The following is a 24,513-nucleotide window of genomic DNA, read 5'->3' on the forward strand; positions in this document are numbered from 1 at the left end:
GAGATTTCCGTGATTTAATCTGAGTTGAGAACTTCCCGAAGAGTTTTTAGTAATTCTCTAACTGTATAGGGCTTATACAAAAATTGTTTTACGCCAAGACCAGCAATTTCTGCTAGCTTTTCATCGGGAGCTAGCCCACTAACGGCAATAATTTTGACCTGTGGCTCAATTTCTCGCAAAGTCCAGATGGCTGTTGAACCACTCATTTTGGGCATGATCATATCCATCAACACAACGCTGATTTCTTTTTTATTCTGGGCGTACAAAGCTAAGGCTTCAGTGCCATCACTAGCTATCAGTACCTTGTATTTATAAGCTTCTAAAGATGTTTTAGTAATCTGACGAATTGCCTCTTCATCATCAACAACCAGTACTAATTCTCCATTTCCCCAAGGCAGATCTAGATCTAGCAAGTGCTGGGCTTTTGTTTCTGCTACTACTGGTAAGTACACTTTAAATTCCGTACCTTGACCAATCTCGCTAGATACCTTGACAAAACCGCCATGACTTTGGATGATGCCCATTACTGTAGAAAGACCTAGTCCAGTACCTTTACCAAGTTCCTTAGTTGTAAAAAACGGCTCAAAAATTCGCTCCAAAACTTCAGGAGGAATACCCATTCCCGTATCGGAAACGGTAATTACAACATAAGGTCCAATGCGGGCATCAATATTGCTGCGGACATAACTCTCGTCTATATAAATATTTTCTCCAGAAATGCTAATAGTGCCGCCTTCAGGCAGAGCATCGCGAGCGTTGACACAAAGATTCATCAACACTTGATGCAGTTGAGTAGCATCTCCTCGCACATTCCCCAAATCCTGCGGTACATCAACAGAAACAATGATTGACTTGGGGAATGTCTCTCGGGCAATCTGCTTAATCTCGGAAATAATATGTCTGATTTGTACAATTGTGCGCTCGCCTTCAAGCCCTCGTGCAAACGAGACAACTTGTTTGACTAAATCCGCGCCACGTTTAGCGTTAGTTTCTAGAATTTTCAGCCATTTTTGAGTTTTCTTATCGGGATGTTGAAGAGTTAAAAGCTGAATTGCCATCAAAATGGGAGCAAGTACATTATTCAAGTCATGAGCGATTCCGCCAGCGAGGGTGCCGATGCTCTCTAGTCGTTGTGCCCGGAGAAACTGCGCTTCAAGTTGTTTTTTCTCGGTAATATCGGTGTTGACAACTAGGATTGATGTTGGTTGATCCTGGGCATTTGGCACCAGTGTCCAACGGCTTTCGACAATAACTTCCCTGCCGTTTTTAGTAATTTGGTGCAATTCGCCATACCAGTTACCTTCGAGAGCGACTAGATTCTGAGCTTCTTTGAGTTGAGGCGATGTCTGATTATAGAGAAGCTCGTCAGCATTTTGACTGAAAGCTTCGTCTGCCTTCCAACCATACAAGCGTTCGGCTCCTTTATTCCACAGGAGGATTTGGTTATCGAGACTGCGTACTAGTATTGCATCCGTGGCTACGTCCAGCAGAGCTGCTTGTTCGCGTATTTTCTGTTCTGCTCGCTTGCGCTCGATTGCATAGCGAATTGAACGCTCCAACAGAGGCGCTCTGAGCTGGCTTTTGTCGAGGTAATCCGCTGCTCCTGCTTTCATGGCTTCAATATCAATTTCATGATCCCCTAGTCCAGTCAGCAGAATAATCGGCTCTTTACAGCCAGCAGCAATAGCTTTGCCTAAGAGTTCTAGTCCGTTATGCTCACCGAGACGATAGTCAAGCAAATAAACATCGTGCTGATTTTGAGCTATTACCCCTAGAGCTTGCTCATAACTTGCCACCCATTCCAGCTCAAAGAAAGCTCCTTTGCTCTCAGAGAGTAAGTCACGAGTCAGGATATAATCATCCTCATCATCATCCACCAGCAGAACTCTGACTAGGCGGTCGTCCATCTGAGCCTCCAGCTTCCTCCATTGGCAGTTCAACAATTTGAAACCAGTACTTACCTAAAGTCTGTATCACATCGATCAGGGAGCTAAAGGTTACAGGTTTAGTAATAAAAGAGTTAGCGCCTAAATAATAACTTCGATGAATATCTTCATCTGCCTTGGAAGTAGTCAGCACCAAAACAGGAATTTCTCGCAGAGCCGGGTCAGATTTAATCTCTCTAAGTGCCTCTCGCCCGTCTTTTTTCGGCATGTTCAGGTCTAGGAGAATCAAACCTGGACGTGGCGAACTCTCTAGTCGGCTATACTTACCTCGACGATACAAATAATCCATTAGTTCTTCGCCATCCCCGACAAAGCGCAGCTCATTAGTCAAGTGACTCTCTTCGAGAGCATCCCTAGCCAAGATGCAGTCATCCAAATCATCATCAGCCATGAGAATAGTAACAGGCTTGCGGCGTCCTTTCACTGTGTAGCGCCTCCTTGACGTTGTTTAAGCGGTAGCGTGACCATAAAAGTAGCTCCCTCACCTAGTACACCCTCCGCTGTAATACCACCACCATGGCGTTCGACAATTTTACGGCAGATTGCCAAGCCCATGCCTGTCCCATCATACTTGCTGCGACCGTGTAGGCGCTGGAAAGGGTTAAAGATACGGTCGATATACTTCTCTTCAAAACCGATGCCGTTGTCTTCTACGGTGATTTGACAAAACTCAGGGCTAGTAATTCCTTCGATAACTTGCCCTTGTGCCTCCTCAAACAGTCGGCTACAAATTTTGATGGCTGGTGGCTCTTCCTCGCGGCGAAATTTTAGAGCGTTGCCAATCAAGTTTTGCAGTAACTGGCGCATTTGCACTGGATCAGCTTTGATAGTCGGTAGCTCCCCTACTTCTATTGTTCCACCAGCCTGCTGAATGCTCACTTCTAAGTCAGAGAGTACCCCTTGCACTACCTGAGTCAGAGAGCAGTTTACAAAAGGCTGTGCTCTGGTAGTGACCCGAGAAAGGGCAAGCAAATCCTCGATCAAAACCCGCATCCGTCCCGCTGCATTCTGCATCCGCTCTAAATAGTCGTGCCCTTGATCTGTCAAGACATCACTAAACTTGCTCTGGAGGCGATCGCCAAAAGCTTGTATCTTACGCAGTGGCTCTTGCAAATCATGGGAGGCAACGTAGGCAAATTCTTGCAGTTCAGCATTGGAACGAGCTAACTCCTGGCGCTGGCGGGTTTCTTGTTCTAAGAGTTGAGCTTGAGCCAAAGCAATAGCAATTTGGTCTGCTAACTGCTTGAGTAAATTCGTTTCAAATTGGCTCCATGGTCTGGTACTAGTACAGTGATGGGCAATTAACAGACCCCAGAGTTGTTTATTCTGCAAAATCGGTACGACGAACTTAGCCTTGACGCCCCAAGGCTTGAGAAATTCCAGCATGCAGGGAGTTACCCCAGCATAGGCTTGTTCGACATCAGCGACCGCTCGTACTTTTCCCTGTCTGTAGGCTTCCTGATACTCCAGTGGGAAAACCTCTTCCTGGAAAGGCTTACCGAGAATCGCTGGCCATCCTGGTTGGACGGCCTCAGTGACTGTACGACCTGTGCCATTAGACCACACTCGATAGAGCAGAACGCGGTCAACCTGGAGAATCTTTTGTACCTCAGTCACCGTAGTTTGCAAAATTTCTTCTATCTGCAAAGATTGACGGATTTTTAAAGTAATTTCAGCAAAGAGTTGTGATCTTCGGTGCTGACGCTGTAATTCTTCTTCCGCCTGCTGGCGCTCGCTGATCTCCCGTTGCAGTTGCCCTATTGCCTGCTGTAGCTCATTAGTTCGCTTACTCACTCGCCTTTCCAGATCTCTGTTAATTTCGGCAAGTTGCATCTGAGCTTGCTGTAATTCTTGCAGAGATTGGGTGAGTTCCTCGGACTGCCTTTGAGTTTGCGCCAATAATTCGGCCTGCTGTAGAGCTACTCCTAATTGGACGGCAATTTGCTTGACAAACTCAATTTCCCTGTCCTGCCAGTAACGCGGGCTAGAACACTGATGAATGCATAATAAACCCCAGAGTTGATCGCCTTTGAGGAGTGGCACAACTAAGTTGGCTCTAACTTGGAAACAAGAAAGGATTTCTCTATGGCAATCACTTAAACCAGCCTCTTCGATGTCGGCAACTACCTGAAGTTTACCGCATTGATAGTAAGGGGCATATTGCTCTCCAAAGCAGTGATCTTCAACTCTCATTGCCAATGCTGAGCTAAAAGGTGGCACAACATCTTCTGAGACAAATTCACCTTCATTGCAGTTAGAGCCAGGGTGAAAGCGAAACATACCTACTCTTTCTGCCTTAAGGAGTTGACGGACTTCTGTGGCTGCTGTCTGGAAAATCGTTTCCAGCTCTAGAGATTGGCGAATTTTGCTAATGATGGCAAATAGAGCTTTGCGTTCTTTAGCCTCTTCTAGTTCTGCCTCTACCCGCTTAAGCTCTGTAATATCAGTTTGTACACCGACATAATGAGTCAAGTTACCTGCAGCATTCTGCACCGGAGAAATGGAGAGTTCATTCCAAAACATCCTGCCGTCCTGGTGATAGTTTCGCAAGGTGACACGACAGTTTCTCGCTTCCTGCAAGGCTGCCCTGACTTCAGTAAGAGCGGCTTGATTGCGATCGCTCCCTTGCAAGAACCGGCAGTTTTTGCCAATAATTTCTGCTTCTCGGTAACCCGTCAGACGCTCAAACCCCTTATTGGCATAAATAATTGGGTTGTCAGGCTGAGTCGAGTCAGTGATGATAATACCGTTCTCGGAGGCGGCGATCGCTCTTTCTAGTAGTTTCAAGCGTTCTTGCGCCTGCTTATATTGTGTAATGTCACGGGTAAAGCAGCGAGTGTGACTAAATTGGTCATCCTCCCACATAACATTTGAGTTAATCGATACGTGCCGAACTGAGCCATCCTTACACAGCAGCCTTGCTTCATAGTCGCAGAGTATTTCGTTGGCAGTTAACCTCTTGAGTATGTCCTTAATTACGACTTCGTCGGCATGGAAGTTAGCAATGTGCTGACCAAAATACTCCTCACGAGGGTAACCAAGCAAATCTAGTTCAGCCTTATTTGCCCAGAGGATAATGCCCTGAGCATTTACCCAATGCATGCCCACTGTGCCGTTTTCTACAAAGTCTAGGAGTTCTTGCTCCCTACGGTACAGCTTTAGCTCTCGCTCTTTGGTCTCTTGTGTAGTACTTTCTAGTTCCGCTAGGTGGTATTTGAGGTCAAGTTGCCCAATAAGCTGCCGACTTAAGGCTTTTAACCCCTCCAATTGTTGGGAGTTGAGTTCTCGTGGCAGATAGTCCATTACGCCAATTGTTCCCAGCGTCTGTCCTTTTTGGCTAATTAAAGGTGCGCCTGCATAAAATCTAATTTGGGGATTATGGGAAGCTACTAAAGGATCACTAGCAAACCTTTCGTCAGCCAAAGCATCTGGGACGACTAGTATTTCTTTGTATTGGATAATCTGGCTACAGAAGGCAATTTCACCCTGAGTTTCTGCCACAGTTAAACCGACTGGGCATTTCAACAACTGTTGGTTGTTATCGAGCAACGTGGTTAGGGCAATTGGCGTTTCACAAATTTGTGCTGCTAAACCTGTGAAATCTTTTAAGAACTCTTGAACAGTTCCGTTACTAATTTGACTTTGGTCAGTTGCTTTAGATCTTGCCATTGCCTGATCAGACTGTGCCGGTTTCATTATGTTTATGTTTAATGTTTTACTTTTTTTTTAAGGCTTTCTTTCTCGATGGAAAGTGATTTAGTTTAAGTATGATATTATTTAATCCTATAGGTTTAGCATTGCTGTAGCTGTGATCAATTCAGGATTAAGCGAATCTTGCCCTACTCCCGCTCAACGGCATGCTGGAGATAATTTCCTCATCACAGATCAACCGTTATCACTAGCAGAAGTTTATGAACTCGCTACAGAGCCAGCAAACGGCGCAGTAGTGGTAATGAGTGGTACAGTACGCAATAAAACCGATGGTAAGCCAGTAGTGGAACTGGAGTATCAAGCTTACGAGACAATGGCAGTGCAGGTATTTGCCTCAATAACTGCTGAAATACGCAACAGGTGGTTTGAGGTTAATCGAGTTGTGGTTCATCACCGCATCGGTCGCTTAAAAATTGGTGAAATTAGTGTTTTAGTCGCCGTTGGTTCTCCCCATCGCTCAGAGGCCTTTGCTGCCTGCCAATATGCCATTGATACACTTAAGTACAACGCTCCCATTTGGAAAAAAGAACACTGGGAAGATGGCTCCAGTAGCTGGGTTATTGGAGATCTGGGAGCGATCAAAAAGGCAGAATAGTCTAATAGTTTTAATAATAAGTAAATACTACACCCAGATTTTGGGGTTTGGTAGACTAGCAAGATTTATTTGCCGTTTGAGCATTAGCTTATTTAGATTTAAGCGCTAGGGCGATCGCGTCTTCTAATTCGTTCTTATTCAAGCAGGTAAGAATAAAAACCTCTTGAAAAGTCTTCCCTTGTCGCGCAATTAACTTAAATCCCCCACGAATTGGCACAGACACTTTAATTTGCAAATGAGGCTTATGGCTTTTAGCACGCCCAATCACGGCGGGGGTGACTGTTTGGATACCAGTGCAATTAGTAAGTCGTTCGAGAATTGGAATTAAACCAGGAATATGAGTTGAATGATTCCAAACCAGTCTGCCGCAGTTGGCTTTACCCATTACCTTACGCAGCCTCCAAAGGAGCCATCGTTAAGCCAGCACGGCTTAGTTGTTGATGGTAGAGTTCTGCTTGTTCTTGAGGTCCTACCCAAACAATCGCCTGTCCTTCAAAGTGAATTTGATTAGTAAGTTCTCTAGCCTGATCACCTGACATCCCTGGAATATACTTCAACAGACAATCAATTACATGCTGGAATGTATTGAAATCATCGTTGAGTACAATAACTTTGTAATTGGGATAGATTTTGGGGGCAACTTGACCAGATCGTTCAGGAGCCACAACCGGGGAGGCAGATGCGGCTAGTAAGACTGATGAAGCTACCATATTCATAGAGTAATTACCAAAAACTTCAGAAAAAATTAAACAGGCGACCCACTAATACAGTTTACCTAAGTCAGCCAAGAAAGCCCATAAAATCCTCTGGGAACGAATTACTACTTCCAACCCTCCCAGGATTCATTGAAAATAGAGGTATTGGGAAAAGCGGTGGGGTTGCCATTTTTTTCCAGCCGTTGCCTGAGAGCTTGTAATTTTGGTTCTTCTAAGCGGATACCATCAACCAATTGATAAGGCGCGACACCTTGTTCTAGAGCAAAAGCTGCTGTAGTACCCACCGCTACACCAGAGGACCATTCAAAGGAATGCACTCGATAGGCAGCTGCGGCGACATGACTAGTAGCAATACTTTTTCCCGCTACCAAAAGGTTATCAATTTTCTGGGGAATCATTGCCCGCAGAGGAATTTGGAAGGGATAAGCCAGGGCCCAATCTTGGATTTCTAGCGGTATTCGCTCGCCTTCACGCTCAGTATTACCAGGTGTTTCTGGTGGAGAGAGCGTCATACAAGGGTGAAAGTCAATCGCATAATGCCCAATGCCAACAGCATCAGGATAGATTGTTGAGCGAGTGCGCCTGGTTACTTCTGCTGGCGGTAGATCTTTTTGAATTACAGATACTGCTCCTGGTCCTGCTAAGGTTGTCCACAAGCTACGATAGGCATCCTCTGGGAGCCTCTGTTGGTAATAATCGTTGCTGTAATCACGACGGGCAATGTCAACTTCCCAGATGGTAAAGCCTTGGGGATAGCCAAAAGAGGGGCGTCCGATGATCCGCCTCCCTTCACGCATATAGGGATACTTGGACAAGCCATGTACAGTTCCCATGGGAGAATCTAGCCCAGAGACATAACGGTTATTGGGTTGCGGCTGCTTAACATTATCACCAAGTTGGGAGTCAGTAGTTCCCTGTACGAGCCAGTAGAAATAACCAAGCGCGTGTTCCTCAGCCCTGGCTAAGCTGTCCGTCCGCAAGCCGCCCATCCAGCCGCCAGGGGATAGCTGACCAGTAGCGGTGAGCTGATTACGTGTGTAAACCAGGTTATCTTGAGAAGTGCCTGGACGATAGTCGTTACCCCAAGTCCAATTTTGCATAGAAATATCTCCTGGCGTAGGAGCAGTAAAACCAATGCCTCCAAATTTTTCCTGTTCGCCAGTCTTGGGACTCCAAATGCGCCGATAGGTGAATACCAGATCAAAGTCTGCTAATCTCTCTAACTCGTAGCTATAGTAGGGTTCGTACTGAGGATAAAACGAGGGCATTTCATGGACTTGAGGTTCCTTCGTTTGCTCCATAGCAAAGGTGTAGGTGAAGCCTTGAGTACAATAAGGGTCACCAGTAGTACTAGATGCAGAAGGTTCTAAGTAGGAACGAGGATCGATACCTACACGGTAAGGCACATCAGCCAGTGCAATGATTTCCCCAGTTTCGCTGGCATCAATAACATACCAGTTAGGTAGATTACCTTGAACCGAGTCTTGAGGTACGAAACGGAGAATCTTTTTCTGAAAGCCGGAGGAATCTTCGTAGCGATACCAATCCTCAATATTTTGAGACAGAGTGAAAGTGTTGAGGGGAGGAGCATTCTCTGCCGGTTCATGCTCAATTGCGATTACTTCTTGAATCTCTTTGCCATCGGGACTGATTTCTAGTTCCTTAACTACGGTGGAAGGAAACCATTTGAGCGTACCTTTGCTGCGTTTGTCGGCATCTTGCAACATCTCCAGCAGCAGTTGGTGGGCATCACGGGGCAGAAAACAGGATGCACTCACCCAGCAGTCTCCCGGATTGAGTTCGCCGTATTTGTCTTTAATTCGCTTGCGCAGTTCTAGGTAACCGCGAGAGAAAAATAAGCGCTCCCGCTGAGTTGGTCTTTCGTCGAGTGCGGAGGTTCCTTGAGAGGAAATTTGTCCTCCTACCCAGTCGGTAATTTCGGTCAGGCAAACAGTTTTACCTGCAAGCACGCCCTCGTAGGCAGCCGCAGCACCAGCAAGTCCACCACCAACGATTAAGATTTCACATTCTACAGTTTCGTCTGGAGTTCTCGGTGGTGCGGCAAGAGTACTGAGAGGAAGGGAGGTTAGAGAAATTAGGCTCAAGGTGAGCGTTGCGAGAGATCGCTTCATAGGTGGCAGTGGTAAAGTTAACTGCTGCATCTAGCTGGCTATAAGACGCTACCACCGCCTAAATGTTCTACGCAAGCTTTTCTTTCTCAAGAGTTATTAGTTGATTGAATTGTTGGTGATTTTGCCGAACCGTTATGACTATAGCCCGATTAGTGTAGCCAACCTGTTATGAGGGGAAATCTAGATAATTTTGCAGTTTTCAGTGCTTGAGATGGGCGGATAAGAGTCGATTAGCTGCACGGTTTTTTTAATTGGTAAACGCGACGATACTCATAGTTACTGCATTCCTGCATAGTTCTGGATATTAGCCATAACTAGGCTTATTTGCTCACTTCATAAACCCAGACTACTGAATCGCCTTTGGTTGTAATGAAAGCACGAGCTTCATAAGGAGCATTATTGGCAGCTTTATCATTACTATCATTCGTGTTGTTCCAAGCCGCCTTTGCAGGGTCATTTCCCTTTTGATTTATGGCATCGAGTCCAATTTTCCTCGACCCTATCGTCGGCCAAGTAGCTACGAATTGGAAATATTTTCCGTCTGCTGTTTTGTAGTTAGAAGCAAAGGAAAAAGAATTAGTAATGGAATTCCCTTTAAATTCTACTGGCTGTGCGGCATTAGCTTCAATATCACTAACAGGCCAATTCCCTGAGTCGTTGTGAGCTCCTACGCGTTGTAGGAGACTTCCCGTTTTGTTGACTACCAGGATATTAAACTTTGTTTTAAAGCTGATGTTGCCCAATATCTGGTCTATAGTCTGATTCACGTCAATCTTAATTTCTGGTAATGGCGTAGCCATAGAAGTAATCTCCTACGGTGAAATACACAAACAATGAACAATAGTAACTGATGACGGGGGGCATTGATTTGGGAGATGCCACAAGAGCCACCTATTTAAGTTGTTCCAATTGTTGGTTAACCATCTGGTCGAGTCGGTCACTAAGAGAAAAGCAGTTAGCCTAACATATACGCTAACTGCTTTTCTCTTGCTCTAGTTATGCCGAAGTCCCATCAACAACAGCAACAGCTTGACTATAATTATCTACGGTAAAAAACGAGTCCTGTGATCGCTCCCCATGCCAATAAAACTGGTGTCAGCCAATTACCCCAACGCACATACAAAGTCTGAGTTTGCCGCCGATAAATGGTTGCGGCATGAATTTCGTAAGTATTAATTCCAGAAATCCAAATAGTTTTGCCATGAGGGTCTACAATGCCAGAATAGCCGGTATTTGTGGCGCGCACTGCCCAGCGGTCTGTTTCAATTGCCCGCATCACATCTTGAGCGTGGTGCTGAGCAGGCATGGTTTGACTATAGTGGGAGTTGTTGGAGGAGGTAAGGATAAATTGACCACCAGCAGCAGCTTGATAGCGGAAATGCTGAGGGAAAGCTGACTCGTAACAAATACTGACAATTGCTCGACCAAAAGGCGTATCAAAGAGTTGGTTGGGCTTACCAGCAACTTGGTGGGCATCCAAAGGTGAGAGTCGGTCAACAATTTTGCCTAAAATTGGCTCAAAGGGAATATATTCCCCCAAAGGGACTAACTTAGCTTTGTCATAACGGCTGAATGTCTCTCCAGTTCCGGTAACTGTAAATAAACTATTCGTGTAGCTTTGCCCTTGCTCTCCAAACCCTCCTACCCAAGCCACAACACCTTTGTCCACAATGGCTGAATAGAAGGGACTCTTAACTCTAACCTGCTCAGACCAGAGGAATGGTAAAGCCCCTTCTGGCGTTAGGACAGCTTCAACTCCCTGGTCTGCTAAAGTTCGGTAGCCTTTGGTATAACCACTAAGTGCTCGACGCCAACCTTCAGAGAAAAGTTTTATTCTATTAGGGATATTGCCTTGAATAATTCCTACCCGAAGTGCTGCCTCGGTTGGCTCAACCAAGGGACGGCTATAGAGACCAAAACCGACTAAGTGCAAGACAATAAATAGTCCAGTGGCTATACCTATCAAGGCTAAAGTTTGTTTGTGTAGAGCTTTCCGGAGAGACAAGTTGTTAGTTGTCAGTCGTCCCTTGTCTTTCGATGATTTTTGCTCACCTGCAACCTGAAACTTGCTCCCCTGCAACCCGTAGACACTCTTACTTTGCTGGTAACTGAGCAAAGCTTCAGCAATTAAACCGTTGACTGCGACAATTGCCGCAGTTACAGTCAAAGGGCCGGAAAGTTGCCCAAGGTGCAAAACCACCAGGTTATGGGGACTCTGAGTGTAGGACAGGGAAGTCCAATACAGGGGCCCTTTACTCCAGAGTGCCTCCAAACTGCACCATAAGGCAACGCCGATAAGAACGCGCCACAAGGCAAGAGAGAAAACTCTTTTTTCTCCTGTTTCCTTTACCTTGTTACTTTTGAGCCTTGCCTTCTCAAAAAAGCTAATTGCTGCTGACCAAATGGCGACGTAGAAAGCTCCCCAGAGGGCGATAAAAACCCAACAGAAAGCAGCGATCGCAATACTAGCTAGCCAGGGCACCCCCATCCAGTCCATTGGGTGAATGCCCGTGATCCAAGATAGCGCCAAGCCGTGGTAGCCAATCCCCCAGATTAGACCATAAATAGCACACTGACGAACCTCCTGGCTCTTAGCAACGAAGAACCAGAGAGGAACCAGGGCAATCCATGCTAAGGGCCAGGCTTCCAGCGGCGCGGGGGTCAACCCCATGAGAATACCGCCACCGAGAGACAAAAGTAGAGGAAAGACTTGCCAAGGTCGTTTAGGCATCACCCTGCAAAGTTTCTTCTTCTGCTACTTGGTCTTGTAACTGATCTTCCTCTACTACCTGATCTTCCTCTGCCACTTGATCGTTTTCTGCTGCCGGATCTTCCTCTGTTAGAGGCACCAAAGCAACAGCGGCGATCGCATCGTCATCGTCTAGCCGTTGTACCCTCACTCCTGTTGCCATTCTGGATTGATGCGAAATGGCATTAATTGCTTGGCGAATAATAATCCCTCTAGTAGTGACTATCATCAGCTCATTGCCTTCATTGACAACTCGTAAGGCTGCTAGACGATCTTTACCAATTTTGCGGAATTTAGTAGCACGCAATCCCATACCAGCACGATTTTGCAGCCGGAACTGGGAGACTGGCACCCGCTTACCATAGCCACCCGTGGTTACTACTAGCACCCAAGGCCCTTGACCTACTGTATCGACCAATTCCTCACTATTGAGGTCTTCCAAATCCTGCTCAGACTCAGCTTCTAGGAGGCTATCCTCCTCTACTGCTTCACTATCAACACTTGCCATCCTAGCCACGACCTGACTAGGCAAAATGTCCATACTGATTAATTCGTCCTGGGGGCGTAGTTTCATTGCCTTAACCCCTCGCGTGGCGCGACCAAGGGGACGCAATTGGTCGTGGTCTGTTTTAAAGTGGATCACCATTCCTTGGCTGGAACCGATGATGATACTATCTTCTTCCCGAGCACGCCGTACCCATCTGAGTTCGTCACCTTCTCCTAGAGAAATTGCAATCAGCCCGTTGGCTCGAATGTTGCTAAAGGCGGCGATTGTGGTCTTTTTGATGTAACCTCGACGGGTCAACATCACTAGATATTCATTTTCGGTGAACTCAGAAACTGGAACAATCGAGGTAATTTTTTCCGCCTGGGAAATTGGCAGCATCTGCACAATCGGGATGCCTCTTGCCGTGCGAGAAGCGGCAGGGATTTGGTAGGCTGGCAGGCAGTAAACGACGCCACGATTGCTAAAGAACAATACACTGTCGTGGTCACAGCAAGTGAGGAAATGCTCAACCCCGTCATCCTCTTTGATGCGGGCAGCAGCCTTACCACGAGTGGCTCTAGCTTGCGCACTAAAGACGTTGACTGGCATCCGTTTGATATACCCTTGCTCGGTCAGCAAAATCACTGCCTTCTCGTTGGCGATTAGGTCAATATCAACTAGTTCACCTTCTCCCAGTTGAATTTCTGTACGCCTGGGCGTTGCGTGGGTGGTTTTGATCTGAGTAGCTTCAGTTTCAACGATTTCCAGGATGCGACTTCTGTTAGCCAGGATGTCTTGCAAGTCGGCAATTTTCACTTGCAAATCTTCGTGTTCTGCTTGAATCTTCTCGGCTTCTAGGGCTGTTAGGCGTCGTAGCTGCATTTGCAGAATAGCGTCTGCTTGAGTTTCATTCAAACCTAATTGCTCGGTTAGCTGTTCTCGTGCTGTAACAGTATCGGCAGCAGCACGAATTAGGGTAATCACGGCGTCTAAGTTGTCGAGGGCAACCAGAAGTCCTTGGAGTAGGTAATCGCGCTCCTGAGCTTTGCGTAGTTCGTAGTTTGTCCGTCGAGTAATTGTCTCAATACGGAAGTCGAGGAAGACGTGCAAGAACTGCTTGATCGTTAGCAGTTGCGGTTCATTGTTGACTAAAGCCAGCATGTTTGCCCCGAAATTTGTTTGCAGGGGCGTCTGCTTATAGAGGTTATTGAGTACAACACGAGGGTAAGCGTCGCGCTTTAGTTCAATAACGACTCGCATGCCATCGCGATCGCTCTCATCCCGGATATCACTAATACCCTCTAGGCGCTTTTCGTTGACCATCTCAGCAATTCTCTCAATCATGGCTGCCTTGTTGGTCTGGTAAGGCAACTGTGTGATAATGATTGCTTCTTTATCGGGACGACCCCGATGTTCGATGGTTTCAATTGTCGCTATGCCCCTCATGGTGACTGAGCCGCGACCAGTGGTGTAGGCCTCTTTGATACCAGATTTACCCAAGATCTGCCCGCCAGTAGGGAAGTCTGGCCCAGGAATGTACAGCATTAACTCGGTATCTGTAATTTCTGGATTGTGAATCAGGGCTACCAAGCCATCAATTAACTCTCCTAGGTTGTGGGGTGGTATGTTGGTTGCCATACCTACGGCAATTCCCGATGAGCCGTTGAGTAGTAGTTGGGGTATACGCGCGGGCAACACAATCGGCTCTTGCTGGGAACCGTCGAAATTATCAATAAAATCGACAGTTTCTGACTCAATATCTCTGAGCAGGGCGTTTGTGGAGATAGTTTGCAAGCGACACTCTGTGTAACGCATTGCTGCCGGTGGATCGTTATCAACGGAACCAAAGTTACCGTGACCGTTGATTAAAGGAGATCTCATTGAGAAATCCTGAGCCATGCGCACTAAGGCATCATAAACTGCGGTGTCTCCGTGAGGGTGATATTTACCCAGCACTTCTCCCACTACACGGGCACACTTCCGGAACGGTCGGTCTGGCGTCATACCCAGCTCATGCATAGCATAGAGAATCCGCCTGTGCACTGGCTTGAGACCGTCCCTAGCATCTGGCAGGGCGCGACCGACAATAACGCTCATCGCGTATTCCAGGTAGCACCGAGACATTTCGTTCCGCAGATTAGTCGGTACAATCCGTTCCTGGGAGGTACTCATAGAACGAAGAACTCCATTAAATTAAGAATCTGGCAGACAAAAGCGCAAAAATGGCTTTTGATACCATTTTTGCGGCAAATATTTGCCAAATTTTGCAAGTTTTTTTATAATTTTAGCACAATTCTCTTACTACCAATTTTCCTCCGCCACTCCTCAGGTGCTGGAAAAATCCGGAAATTTTCTAGAGCGCTAATTCTCGACCTAAGTTCTCTCAGGTAGCGCCTAGATGCCTCTGCTAATATATAGCCTGAGTACCAAATACAAAGAGTTATTGTAAAAAAGCAAATAATTTGCCTGATAGAGATTTTCCTCTATCTGAGCAAAAGGGTGCATCGAGTAAACTTACACTCGAAGAAAGCAGAACTATGACAGTAGAAGCAATTCTGGCATTGATCGCCTTTGGTATTCTTTTTTATCTAGTGATTCCTAAACTTCTCGAATAGTCTCAGGTTAAAAAGAATAAAGCAAATGAGGTGAGGAGCTCCAATTTTCTGAGATACTTGGCAAGTGTCAGAAAATAACCAAAAACGGCGTCTACCGTCCTGCGGATTTGAAATCAAAAGTAAGCCAATCAAAAGTGCATCTACTAAGAGGAGATAGCAAAAATGACAATAGAAGTAATCGTAGCATTGATCGCCTTCGGCATTCTTTTCTATCTAGTGATTCCTCAGCTACTTAAATAGCTTGAGGTGAGACGCAATTAGCCGCGAACCAGTTATTAGTCGGGGCATGAAAATGCCCTGATTGGTTATTTAATGTGGGCATCTGGCTCATTGCTCATTTAGTCCAAGGGAGCAACATTTAGTGCTTTCGCCCCTAGAGATAGTTGAACTTCTATTATCTAATTGATAGTCTCAATTAACCTCAACTAGGCTGGCACTATGTTCCCTATTATTTACTCGGATGAATTTCTCAAGCACGAAACTGGCCGTTTTCACCCAGAAAGATCAGCCCGTCTCACCGCTATTGCAGAGGCATTAAAAGCGACACCTTGGGCAGAAAAAATTGAGTGGCTGCTACCAACACCAGTGGCAATTCGTCCAGTAATGCCTCTGCTACAACAAGTTCATGATCAGGTTTATATTGATCTAGTTAAGCAAATAGCCAGTAGTGGCGGTGGCATGCTAGACGGTGACACACCAATTTCCGCCCATAGCTACGATATTGCTCTATTGGCAGTGAGTGCCTGGTTCGATGGTATTGACCACATTCTGGCAACCAACAACCCAGCTTTTGTTCTAGCACGTCCGCCGGGACACCATGCTGAAAGAAACACGGGCATGGGGTTTTGCCTCTTTTCCAACGCCGCGATCGCAGCCTACTATGCCCTAGAAAAACCAGGTATTGAAAGGGTCGCTATTCTAGACTGGGATGTTCACCATGGCAACGGCACACAATACATCGTAGAGAGTGATGCCAGGATTGTCTACTGCTCACTGCATCAGTTTCCCTGCTATCCCGGTACTGGCAAAGCTCAAGAACAGGGTCTTCACCATAACGTACTCAATCTGCCTATGGCACCAGGCAGTACTTTAGCTGATTATCAACCAGTGTTTGAGCAGAAAGTAATGCCGTTTTTTCAAGATTTTCAGCCAGATTTACTGATTGTTAGCGCTGGATATGATGCTAATGTTAATGATCCGTTAGCGGGAATTAACTTGCAGCCAGAAGATTACGGCTTGTTTACGAATTACTGCCTTGGGCTGACTCGTCGGATTGTTTTTGGTCTAGAAGGTGGTTATGACTTAAGTACTCTTGCTAAATCGGTAGTGGCAACAATTGAAAGTTGTTTAGCTTAGAGAGTTCCCTGAAGTCATCAAAACAAAATATTTAGCCTCCCTCTTAAGACAGATATTTTTTTCTATCTTTAGGTATACTTGGCAAAACGGCGGGTCTCTAGTCAAGCTACAGAACCACCAGCCCCAGTAAGAAGAACAGCAGCCAAGTATGAAATCCCTAGAATTAGAGCGAGAAACTAGCAAGGTAATCAGGGCAATCATGACCCGTAATAGTCAAATTGGGTCAGATATCATTACTCATCTAAAGACTCAGCTAACACCAAGATGTTTAGCAGGTGTGATGCTTGTGAGTATTGAGCGTTTGCTAGAGTTTGACGCTGAGGCAGTTGTTTGGACGATAGAAAATCTGATTCCTACAGATGTAATGCAAGAAATTCACAGCATCTTTTCTATCAACATCTACAAGCACTTAATTGCCCAAGGTTGTGTGCCGGGAAGAGACTTAAGTGTAGATGCCAATGGTCAATTATTAATAATGCCTAGAGTTAAAAAAGTAGCGTAGTAGACCACACTCGGCTGTTATCAAACAAAGCATTATCTTGTCTGGGGTTGAGGGAAATTTTCAGAGGTTCATTTACACACCTTGGCAAATCCCTGGAGCCCCATATTTTTCCTTGAAATATGTCGATTCTGCGGCTGAAACCTTTACTGGGTAATAACTGCTAGACCAACCATCTAAAGATTAGGTTAAATTAAATCGGAAGTAAAGTCTTAGAAGCGAATCATCTTGCAAGGGTGGATAATCCTTGCCCTTAGTCTTTACTAGTGCTATATTCCGCCACAAAGACAATAAAAAAAGCCCCTTTTCCACTGCTGAGTTTTAATGCAACCAAGGCAAAAAAGAAAAGGATGCCTAAACATCTATGCAAGCCAATCGTCGGGTACTGATTCTTAATGATGGCAATAACACCTGCTAGGTTGAGAAGATTTCAGTTAATTGACTAACATCTTATGGTTGATTTTGCCTAGTTACTTAAGGGTGAGTTATTACTATTAAATAGTCGCATTTTGAAGTAAGAAATAATATTATTTCTTGGCTAAGATCTCAGTAAACTAAGCCATCACTATCCATCTGGGACAAATAAATAATAATAAGAAAAGTGACCAGATGACGGGATTGATATGACAAACAAATCACTTGTTTGTAGACCAATAAGCCAACCGACAGAAATTCTTAGTCGGTTGCAAAGCGGTCAATTACTCAAAGTTAAGGGACTGTTGGGGAGTGCTATTATTATCTGCCATCGCCATCATGCAGAACTAGCAGGACCTGGTGCTGCGGTTGGCAGTGCTTTCGATCTTGATTGCCGTCAAATTATTGCTATTGGCAGAATATCTCTGGTTTATCCAGAATCTCGCATCGAGCGCCAGAAAGCTTATCTGATGAGGCAAAAATGGATTTTATTCACTCAAAAAGCGATGAAAAGCTACGTACCACTAGAGCGGGCTAACAAGCTCTTGATTTTGCTCTATAAATATTTTGAGCCACAACTGATTGAGCAATTGCCTGATGAAATTCTTGAACAATTGGTGGGAGTATTGCCAGAAACAATGGGCAGAATTCGTGGATATTTTGATTTGCGGCGAGAAAAAAATCTGCAAGAAGCTAATATGGACAATGCCTAAATTAGGGTAATCCAGAAAAATAGCTTGATTCTGCAAAAAAATAATGAACTGAAAATCCTAATCTGAATTTAGACGAAGACCGCCAACAGCATTTAAGATTAGTACTGCTGGCGGCATTAGTGTTAAATTAACTTGACAGCCTTCAGCCCAAAAAACAGCCCCAGAGCAACCCCTGTTGCGCCACCAAGGATTAAAAAGTAAGCTACTACTCCAGACATGTACATTTCTCCACAAGAACTCGCATAAGTACATTGAACCATCTAGTGGGATAGAATACAGCCCACAGTTGCTTGGGAAAAAGGAGCTTGGCGATGCAGTTTGTTATTCGTGTTGAAGTACCGCAGCAATCTTACGAGATTGCGATCGCACACCGGGATAGTCAAACTTCTCTCACAGCTAGCGGCTTAGATGATTTGGGCGTTTGGATGAGTCGTCTGAAACTGGGTAAGAAAGTTCTCTTAGTTTCTAATCCGGCGATTTTCCGCAGATACGGGGAACGAGCGATCGCTGCTTTGAAGTTGGTGGGATACGATGTATCTAGCCGCACCCTTCCTGCTGGTGAACGCTATAAAACTCTTAAATCTTTACAAAAAATCTACGATGCTGCTTTGCAAAACCGCTTAGAACGCTCCTCTACCATGGTTGCTTTGGGGGGTGGAGTTATTGGCGATATGACTGGTTTTGCTGCCGCTACCTGGCTAAGGGGGATTAATTTTGTACAAGTGCCGACATCTTTGTTGGCGATGGTTGATGCTTCTATTGGTGGTAAAACTGGGGTTAATCATCCCCAAGGCAAAAACTTGATTGGTGCCTTTCATCAGCCGCGATTTGTGTTGATTGACCCCTCGGTATTAAAAACTTTGCCAGCACGAGAGTTCCGGGCAGGAATGGCAGAAGTAATCAAGTACGGTATTATTTGGGATGCTCAGTTATTTGCCAAGCTAGAAGAGTCACGGCGTCTTGACCAAATGCGCTACCTAGATGAGAAGCTTTTGTCTCTTATTCTCTCTGCCTCCTGTCAGTCTAAAGCTGATGTAGTTAGCCAGGACGAGAAAGAAGCTGGTTTAAGAGCAATTCTCAACTACGGCCATACTATTGGTCATGCAGTAGAAAGTTTGACGGGCTACAAGTTAGTTAATCATGGGGAAGCCGTGGCAATTGGTATGGTAGCTGCTGGTCAAATTGCAGTAAAACTCCAGATGTGGTCTTCAGAGGAAGCACAGCGCCAAGACGCTCTGATTGAGAAGACGGGATTGCCTACTCAACTGCCCAGTGGATTAGATATTGAAGCAATTATTGATGCATTGCAAACGGATAAAAAAGTCAAAGATGGTAAGGTGCGATTTGTTCTGCCTACCCAGATTGGTGAAGTCACGGTGACAGATCAAGTGCCAGCAGATGTGATTAGGCAGGTTTTGCAGCAAATGCAGAGTTAATTTAATATCAACTCTCATCGCAGTAGAAACGGTAAAATAAATACTCATCTTTAAAAGGATGTTCATCAGTGACATGATGAATGATTTCCTGATCAATGAGCATTTGTCCTAGCTCAATTGCTTCTTCAGTTGTGCAATCTTGCGCCTGCATCAGCCAGATAACAGCTTCTGACCCTGCAAAACAGGCTGGATAGAGGTTGAGTCGATAATAGCGCTCCTTGATGTCTAGTCCATCAGATCCTCGCATCGCCTTAACTAATTCCTCGATATCGATCTCTGTGGTGCTATCTACAGAGTTTGTAGTCGCTAGAGTAGTTTCAGGTAAAGCTTCTACCGAGCCGATAGCTGTGTCATCATCTAGGTCAACGGTTGGCTTACTCCCATTTACGGAACCAAGTTGCTTCTCTGATGGCGTTTCGGCATTCTTCTTGAGCCAAGAGGTGACGAATTCCTCTAACTGGGGCGATCGCAAATGCAAGTCTCGCTGGGGAAATGGTACTTCAATATCGTAGCGGCGCAAAGACGCCTCAATGCGGTAGTTGAGGTCACTTTTGACGAGAAACTGCTTCTTGGGAACTCCTGTCCAAACTAGGAGATCAAAGTTGAGGGAACTCTCAGCGAATTCCTGAAACCAAACCTGGGGTTTTGGTCTATTGAGTACCTCAGGATGGCTCTTGGCTGCTTCAAGCAGTGCCTTTTTTACTTTTCCGACATTAGAGCCATAAGCAACTCCCACAGGAATCCGTAGGCGAGAAACAGGATCACCATGGCTCCAGTTAATCACTTCACTCTCTAAAAAGCGGGAATTAGGTACAATAATTGCTACCTGGTCAAGAGTTTGAATTACTGTACTACGGGCACCAATAGATTGCACAACTCCTAAGAAATCACCTACCTTAACAAAATCCCCTATTTGAATTGGTCGCTCTAGAGTGATGATCAAGCCACTAATAAAGTTATTGGCAATATTCTGGACACCGAAAGCAATCCCGACACCTAGGACACTGGCAAAAATTGCCAAAGATCCGACATCTAGACCCCAGCTTTGCAACAGCACCAAAAGTCCTAGAAAGGTAAGGAGATACTGACTCAGGGTCGAAATTACCTGCTGCATCCCCGGATTAGCCGCAGTTTGACTGAGGACTTTGGCTTGGAAGAAGCGGGTAAAAGCACTAACGGCAAACCACAAACCGACAGTCAGAGCTAACAACAGCAGCAATTCAACGATGGAAAGGCGTTGTTTACTCTCACCCAGACTAATTGCTGGGGAGGTAATGGCATGGAAAACTTTATAGCGCCAGGTTCTAGCGTGGGGAAAGATGTCGGTAAGATAGAAAGCAACAGCACCCCAGAGACCAAGCTGCAAACCCAGTAGTGCAACGCGCAGAAATAATTGAGCGGGATGTTGTCGTCGCGATTGGGGAAAAGGGGAGGGAGGTAGCCAGCGCAGTAGTAAGTGGGATGCCAATTTCCCTAGGAAAAGTAGACCAACCTGAAGAAAGAGCATTACCAAAAGCACTACCACAGCGTAAATCAGTGCCTGATTGAAATAGGCTGGGGTGCGCTCTTGCTTACCCTGAAAGAGAGCATGTTCCAGCTTATCCTGCCAGATAAGTGCTTGACTAAAAGGGCTAGCGCCGGAAATTACATCTTCCTTGGTTACAGTCAAAAGATGACGTGAGTTTGTCTGATTTCCTCTAGAACGAATAATAGTTTGTTGGTCTTCTTGGATAACTTCAATCTCTACTTCTTCAGAGGAGTTCAGTTCCTCGACAAGAGCCTCGTTAATCAGTTCGGCGCGCTCAGCAGCAGTATAGTTATCGCCTAAACTTCTTACTTCAAATAAGACTTTACCATCTACCACTACGGGAGCTTTATCAGTTCTAGTTGTTAGGGCAATCTGCGCTGAACTTGGCATAGGCAAGATGGTCAGCAGCAGAGTCAACACACCGAGCAATACTATTGGCAAGCGTCGTGGCAAAAGGCGTTGCGATCGCTTAAAGATAGCTGATTGTAAAGCAACAACACAGCAAACTTGACGCCAGAACCGACGAATTGCCAGGAAAGCCAGAGTGAATAGGGTAAAAGACGCTTGCTTGGCGGAAGGCATTGGTCAATATTAGAGAGGGGATAAATAATTCGGCTGATCCAGTCAGCGCTTCGCAATTAAACATTAAAAACTAGATCCCTTTATCTAAAGCGCAAGAATTGAATCAGGAAAATGTTGGCAGTTGTTATTAGCTTTAGTCAAGGGAAGCAGCTATCATCCAAGCACCCTGTCAATTTTTAATTGTTAATTAGAGTTAGTCAAAATGATGGCTACTAGCTGTAGTTTGCCGGAGGAACTGATGCTACTGGTTTTAGCAAGGGGACACTACTAGCTGGTTCTGGGATTGTATCAACCTCTGGGCGAGAGTTTTTTAACAAGTTACTGACTAACAACCAGGCTCCTACACCCATCAACAGCAATACAACTCCACCAATTAACAAAATCATCAAGTTGTTATCTTGAGCAGATTTTGCTGAACCTCGTATACCAGTTCTTTCGGCACTTTGGGCAGTGGCATTGAGGTCATTTTCCCTCATTAAGGTCGCAGTAATTTTATAGGGCCCAATTCGTAATGTATCTTCAGTAGAAAAACCTTGAGGAGATTGGGGAATTCTTCGCCCATTCAAAAATGTTCCATTAGCACTCTGGTCAGTGATATACAAATGTTGGTTAGCCACAGTAATAAGCGCGTGAAACCGCGATATTTCTTTACTGGGTAATTCGAGACGCTCGATGGATTGTTCTCCTACTTGCTCGGGCATTCTATCTTTTTCTCGACCTATGGCGATCGGTGCAATCAAAATTTTTTGCTGGGACTCGTGAGTCTCCGGATCTTCCCAGGTCAGTTGAACATACATAGGATCAGCAGACATAGCAAACTTTATTAGCGTTATTCTTCAGAAAAAATTGAGAGCTTTCAGGAAAATCTCGGCTCTTGATACCTTGAAACATTAAACTTAAACCTTTCCATTATGGTCGGTCTGATTACCGTTAGCCAAGCAGGAATTAGCCTACTCCCCAAAGTGAGCAAAACAATCCGGACGGCAGTAACTTTAAATGGGAAATAATATCGTAGCTCTACAAAAAGCGCTTTAAACGTAAGGGGTAGGTATGGGATTCAACCTCAAAAGTCTATTTCAACCGACAAACCCAGAAAAACCCCTAGGCGGACGCTACCAAGTTATCAGCCAGCTAGCCGCCGGAGGGTTCGGTCAAACCTTCAAAGCCTATGACCTACACTTGCCAGGACATCCCCAGTGCGTCGTCAAACAACTCAAACCCCAAGTCAGTGACGCCGCCAGTCTGCAAACCGCTAGACGCCTGTTTGACACCGAAGCCCAAGTCCTCTACAAACTAGGTGACCACGAGCAAATCCCCCGTCTACTGGCCCACTTTGAAGAACAGCAAGAGTTTTACCTCGCCCAAGAACTGATTGAAGGGGAACCACTCGCCACAGAACTAGTCGCAGGTCAAGCTTGGTCAGAGTCTCAAGTAGTTGCCCTGTTACAAGACATTCTCTGTGTACTGGCTTTTGTCCACCAGCAGCAGGTGATCCATCGCGATATTAAACCCTCAAATCTGATGCGTCGCCAAGGGGATGGCAGAATTGTCTTGATTGACTTTGGAGCAGTCAAGCAAGTCAGCACTCAGATGTTCTCTCCCCAGAGTGGTCAGACTAACTTGACGATTTCCATTGGTACTCAGGGCTATATGCCCAAGGAACAGTTAGGGGGTTCTCCTCGCTTTAGTAGTGATGTCTATGCGGTGGGTATGATTGGCATTCAGGCTCTGACGGGCACCCACCCCAGGTTATTGGCAGAAGACCCCCAGACAGGAGAGGTTCGTTGGCAAGAGCGTCTAGAGAGCGTGACTCCAGAGTTAGCTGAGGTACTGGAGAAGATGGTGCGCTATGACTTCCGCGCCCGCTATGGGACGGCGGTGGAGGCATTGGCAGCTATCGGGAATTTACCAGCAGCGTTGCGGGAGTCACTAGCAGCATTACCGCCGCTACCGCCAGTGAGTCCGCAGTACCAGCCACCAGTGTCCGCCACGGCTACGGGGAAGACTTTTCCTGTGGTTGAGTCCAAGCCTCACTCAGGTGTCCCGCCAGCAACCGTTGGTGCTGTAGGTAACCCCCACCATCCTGCTAGTCAGGGTACAACCGTTGCTGCATCAGGGACAGGGACAAGCCGAAAACCTTTGCTCAATCCTGGATTGGTTCTGGTAACTTTAGTAACTGTGGGCGGCAGTTTGTGGATTGCCAAGAGCTTTCTTTTGCCCCAATCTGAGACTACAAACCCCGATCAAGGCACTGAACTCGCCCAAGAAAGTAGCGGTGTTAAACCCGTGGATAAATCTCTCCAAGAGTCCCCGGAACCGGCCAAGACAAATTCATCTACTGAGAGTCCTACTTCTAGCTACAATGAACAGCCTGCAACAGAGGCGGCTGCTAGTCCAGTCGTTGAAACCGATAATGCCTCCGCTACCGTCACTCCTACTGCTACACCTGTTTCCCCTCCTGAAGAACAGCAGGCGGCACAACTTTTGAGTGAAGCAGATAGCCAACGAGAAGCTGGAAACTATCAGCAAGCTCTGAAAATCTATGATCAAGCGATCGCTCTCCAACCAGATATTCCCGAAGCTCATTGGGGCCGTTGCTACAGCTTGAACTCCCTAGGACGTGTTTCAGAGGGGATTAGTGCCTGCGACAACGCTCTTGCCCTTAAACCTAACTACCCAGAGGCGCTCTGGAGTAAAGGTTCTGCCCTCGACTCTCAGCAAAAATACCAGGAAGCTTTAACACTGTATGACCAAGCTCTTCAAATCAACCCCCAGTATGCCCAAGCTTGGAATAACCGAGGAGTGGCACTCCTGAATCTCAGAGGCGATCCTCAAGAAGCAATTACGGCTTTTGAGAAGGCAACTACTCTTCAGCCAGATTTTGCTGATGCTTGGGCGAACCGAGGTGCTGCTCTTTGGGCTATCCAGCGCTTTGATGAGGCGCTTGAGTCCATTGACAGAGCCTTGCAAATCGAGCCTAATAACAAAGCTGCAAAGAACTTGCGCAAACAGATGCAGAAAAAACTCAGATGAG

Annotated in this window: 18 protein-coding genes; 6 read left to right on the top strand and 12 right to left on the bottom strand. The window is 45.9% G+C overall.

What is annotated here, in order from left to right; translation table 11 throughout:
* Positions 1-14: 14 nt before the first annotated feature.
* From ACT7WV_RS19190 to ACT7WV_RS19200, 3 genes are read right to left on the bottom strand one after another with little or no spacing between them, the layout of a single operon-like run.
* Entirely contained in the window at positions 15-1,907 is a 1,893-nt protein-coding gene (locus ACT7WV_RS19190) for a hybrid sensor histidine kinase/response regulator (protein ID WP_445104427.1), read from the bottom strand.
* Positions 1,870-2,370, bottom strand: coding sequence for a response regulator (locus tag ACT7WV_RS19195; RefSeq protein ID WP_445104428.1), 501 nt, complete (start codon positions 2,368-2,370; stop codon positions 1,870-1,872). Before ACT7WV_RS19195 ends, ACT7WV_RS19190 begins: the two co-directional genes overlap by 38 nt.
* Complete coding sequence (locus ACT7WV_RS19200) at positions 2,367-5,642, bottom strand: GAF domain-containing protein (protein WP_445104429.1); 3,276 nt, start codon at positions 5,640-5,642, stop codon at positions 2,367-2,369. The genes ACT7WV_RS19195 and ACT7WV_RS19200 overlap by 4 nt, the downstream gene beginning before the upstream one ends.
* Before the next feature lie 115 nt (positions 5,643-5,757).
* Between ACT7WV_RS19200 and ACT7WV_RS19205 the strand changes: the two genes are divergently transcribed.
* Positions 5,758-6,252, top strand: coding sequence for a molybdenum cofactor biosynthesis protein MoaE (locus tag ACT7WV_RS19205; RefSeq protein WP_463424276.1), 495 nt, complete (start codon positions 5,758-5,760; stop codon positions 6,250-6,252).
* A gap of 88 nt (positions 6,253-6,340) precedes the next feature.
* Here ACT7WV_RS19205 and ACT7WV_RS19210 read toward each other — a convergent pair whose 3' ends face one another.
* The 6 genes from ACT7WV_RS19210 to gyrA all read right to left on the bottom strand — a co-directional run bounded on the left by ACT7WV_RS19210 (position 6,341) and on the right by gyrA (position 14,508).
* Positions 6,341-6,637 (bottom strand): DUF2103 domain-containing protein, encoded by a 297-nt coding sequence (locus ACT7WV_RS19210; protein WP_445104431.1) that lies wholly within the window; start codon positions 6,635-6,637, stop codon positions 6,341-6,343.
* 4 nt (positions 6,638-6,641) lie between these two features.
* On the bottom strand, positions 6,642-6,968 hold the full coding sequence (gene clpS, locus ACT7WV_RS19215) for an ATP-dependent Clp protease adapter ClpS (RefSeq protein ID WP_445104432.1): 327 nt from the start codon (positions 6,966-6,968) through the stop codon (positions 6,642-6,644).
* A gap of 104 nt (positions 6,969-7,072) precedes the next feature.
* Positions 7,073-9,100 (bottom strand): FAD-dependent oxidoreductase, encoded by a 2,028-nt coding sequence (locus ACT7WV_RS19220; protein WP_445104433.1) that lies wholly within the window; start codon positions 9,098-9,100, stop codon positions 7,073-7,075.
* 320 nt (positions 9,101-9,420) lie between these two features.
* The gene (locus ACT7WV_RS19225; RefSeq protein ID WP_445104434.1) at positions 9,421-9,900 is read right to left on the bottom strand and encodes a hypothetical protein; all 480 of its coding nucleotides are present in this window, start codon (positions 9,898-9,900) and stop codon (positions 9,421-9,423) included.
* A gap of 239 nt (positions 9,901-10,139) precedes the next feature.
* Positions 10,140-11,831, bottom strand: coding sequence for an apolipoprotein N-acyltransferase (gene lnt / locus ACT7WV_RS19230; protein WP_445104435.1), 1,692 nt, complete (start codon positions 11,829-11,831; stop codon positions 10,140-10,142).
* On the bottom strand, positions 11,824-14,508 hold the full coding sequence (gyrA, locus tag ACT7WV_RS19235; RefSeq protein ID WP_445104436.1) for a DNA topoisomerase (ATP-hydrolyzing) subunit A: 2,685 nt from the start codon (positions 14,506-14,508) through the stop codon (positions 11,824-11,826). The genes lnt and gyrA overlap by 8 nt, the downstream gene beginning before the upstream one ends.
* A gap of 881 nt (positions 14,509-15,389) precedes the next feature.
* On the opposite strand from gyrA, the gene ACT7WV_RS19240 reads away from it, so the two are divergent.
* The 3 genes from ACT7WV_RS19240 to ACT7WV_RS19250 all read left to right on the top strand — a co-directional run bounded on the left by ACT7WV_RS19240 (position 15,390) and on the right by ACT7WV_RS19250 (position 17,933).
* Positions 15,390-16,307 (top strand): histone deacetylase family protein, encoded by a 918-nt coding sequence (locus ACT7WV_RS19240; RefSeq protein WP_445104437.1) that lies wholly within the window; start codon positions 15,390-15,392, stop codon positions 16,305-16,307.
* A 148-nt stretch (positions 16,308-16,455) separates the two neighbouring features.
* Entirely contained in the window at positions 16,456-16,809 is a 354-nt protein-coding gene (locus tag ACT7WV_RS19245) for a hypothetical protein (RefSeq protein ID WP_445104438.1), read from the top strand.
* Positions 16,810-17,429: 620 nt separating this feature from the next.
* Positions 17,430-17,933 (top strand): hypothetical protein, encoded by a 504-nt coding sequence (locus tag ACT7WV_RS19250; protein ID WP_445104439.1) that lies wholly within the window; start codon positions 17,430-17,432, stop codon positions 17,931-17,933.
* Between the two features lie 122 nt (positions 17,934-18,055).
* On the opposite strand, the gene petL is transcribed toward ACT7WV_RS19250, so the two are convergent.
* Entirely contained in the window at positions 18,056-18,151 is a 96-nt protein-coding gene (gene petL / locus ACT7WV_RS19255) for a cytochrome b6-f complex subunit PetL (protein WP_463424187.1), read from the bottom strand.
* A gap of 93 nt (positions 18,152-18,244) precedes the next feature.
* Here petL and aroB point away from each other — a divergent pair, with 93 nt between their 5' ends.
* Positions 18,245-19,369: a 3-dehydroquinate synthase gene (gene aroB / locus ACT7WV_RS19260; protein ID WP_445104441.1), complete on the top strand. Its 1,125-nt coding sequence runs from the start codon at positions 18,245-18,247 to the stop codon at positions 19,367-19,369.
* A gap of 7 nt (positions 19,370-19,376) precedes the next feature.
* Here aroB and ACT7WV_RS19265 read toward each other — a convergent pair whose 3' ends face one another.
* Together ACT7WV_RS19265 and ACT7WV_RS19270 are read right to left on the bottom strand one after the other, a co-directional pair.
* Complete coding sequence (locus ACT7WV_RS19265) at positions 19,377-21,479, bottom strand: mechanosensitive ion channel domain-containing protein (protein ID WP_445104442.1); 2,103 nt, start codon at positions 21,477-21,479, stop codon at positions 19,377-19,379.
* Positions 21,480-21,691: 212 nt separating this feature from the next.
* Entirely contained in the window at positions 21,692-22,291 is a 600-nt protein-coding gene (locus tag ACT7WV_RS19270) for an FHA domain-containing protein (RefSeq protein WP_445104443.1), read from the bottom strand.
* Between the two features lie 238 nt (positions 22,292-22,529).
* Between ACT7WV_RS19270 and ACT7WV_RS19275 the strand changes: the two genes are divergently transcribed.
* Positions 22,530-24,512, top strand: a complete 1,983-nt coding sequence (locus ACT7WV_RS19275) for a protein kinase domain-containing protein (RefSeq protein ID WP_445104444.1) — start codon at positions 22,530-22,532, stop codon at positions 24,510-24,512.
* The last annotated feature ends 1 nt before the right edge of the window (position 24,513 follow it).

It is taken from the genome of Symploca atlantica LB2515 (assembly GCF_052546295.1).

Coding starts and splice junctions, on each gene's coding strand:
- ACT7WV_RS19190 (WP_445104427.1), bottom strand. CDS start 1,907: ATGGACGACCGCCTAGTCAGAGTTCTGCTGGTGGATGATGATGAGGAT.
- ACT7WV_RS19200 (WP_445104429.1), bottom strand. CDS start 5,642: ATGAAACCGGCACAGTCTGATCAGGCAATGGCAAGATCTAAAGCAACT.
- ACT7WV_RS19210 (WP_445104431.1), bottom strand. CDS start 6,637: ATGGGTAAAGCCAACTGCGGCAGACTGGTTTGGAATCATTCAACTCAT.
- clpS (WP_445104432.1), bottom strand. CDS start 6,968: ATGAATATGGTAGCTTCATCAGTCTTACTAGCCGCATCTGCCTCCCCG.
- ACT7WV_RS19220 (WP_445104433.1), bottom strand. CDS start 9,100: ATGAAGCGATCTCTCGCAACGCTCACCTTGAGCCTAATTTCTCTAACC.
- ACT7WV_RS19225 (WP_445104434.1), bottom strand. CDS start 9,900: ATGGCTACGCCATTACCAGAAATTAAGATTGACGTGAATCAGACTATA.
- lnt (WP_445104435.1), bottom strand. CDS start 11,831: ATGCCTAAACGACCTTGGCAAGTCTTTCCTCTACTTTTGTCTCTCGGT.
- gyrA (WP_445104436.1), bottom strand. CDS start 14,508: ATGAGTACCTCCCAGGAACGGATTGTACCGACTAATCTGCGGAACGAA.
- ACT7WV_RS19240 (WP_445104437.1), top strand. CDS start 15,390: ATGTTCCCTATTATTTACTCGGATGAATTTCTCAAGCACGAAACTGGC.
- ACT7WV_RS19245 (WP_445104438.1), top strand. CDS start 16,456: ATGAAATCCCTAGAATTAGAGCGAGAAACTAGCAAGGTAATCAGGGCA.
- ACT7WV_RS19250 (WP_445104439.1), top strand. CDS start 17,430: ATGACAAACAAATCACTTGTTTGTAGACCAATAAGCCAACCGACAGAA.
- petL (WP_463424187.1), bottom strand. CDS start 18,151: ATGTCTGGAGTAGTAGCTTACTTTTTAATCCTTGGTGGCGCAACAGGG.
- aroB (WP_445104441.1), top strand. CDS start 18,245: ATGCAGTTTGTTATTCGTGTTGAAGTACCGCAGCAATCTTACGAGATT.
- ACT7WV_RS19265 (WP_445104442.1), bottom strand. CDS start 21,479: ATGCCTTCCGCCAAGCAAGCGTCTTTTACCCTATTCACTCTGGCTTTC.
- ACT7WV_RS19270 (WP_445104443.1), bottom strand. CDS start 22,291: ATGTCTGCTGATCCTATGTATGTTCAACTGACCTGGGAAGATCCGGAG.
- ACT7WV_RS19275 (WP_445104444.1), top strand. CDS start 22,530: ATGGGATTCAACCTCAAAAGTCTATTTCAACCGACAAACCCAGAAAAA.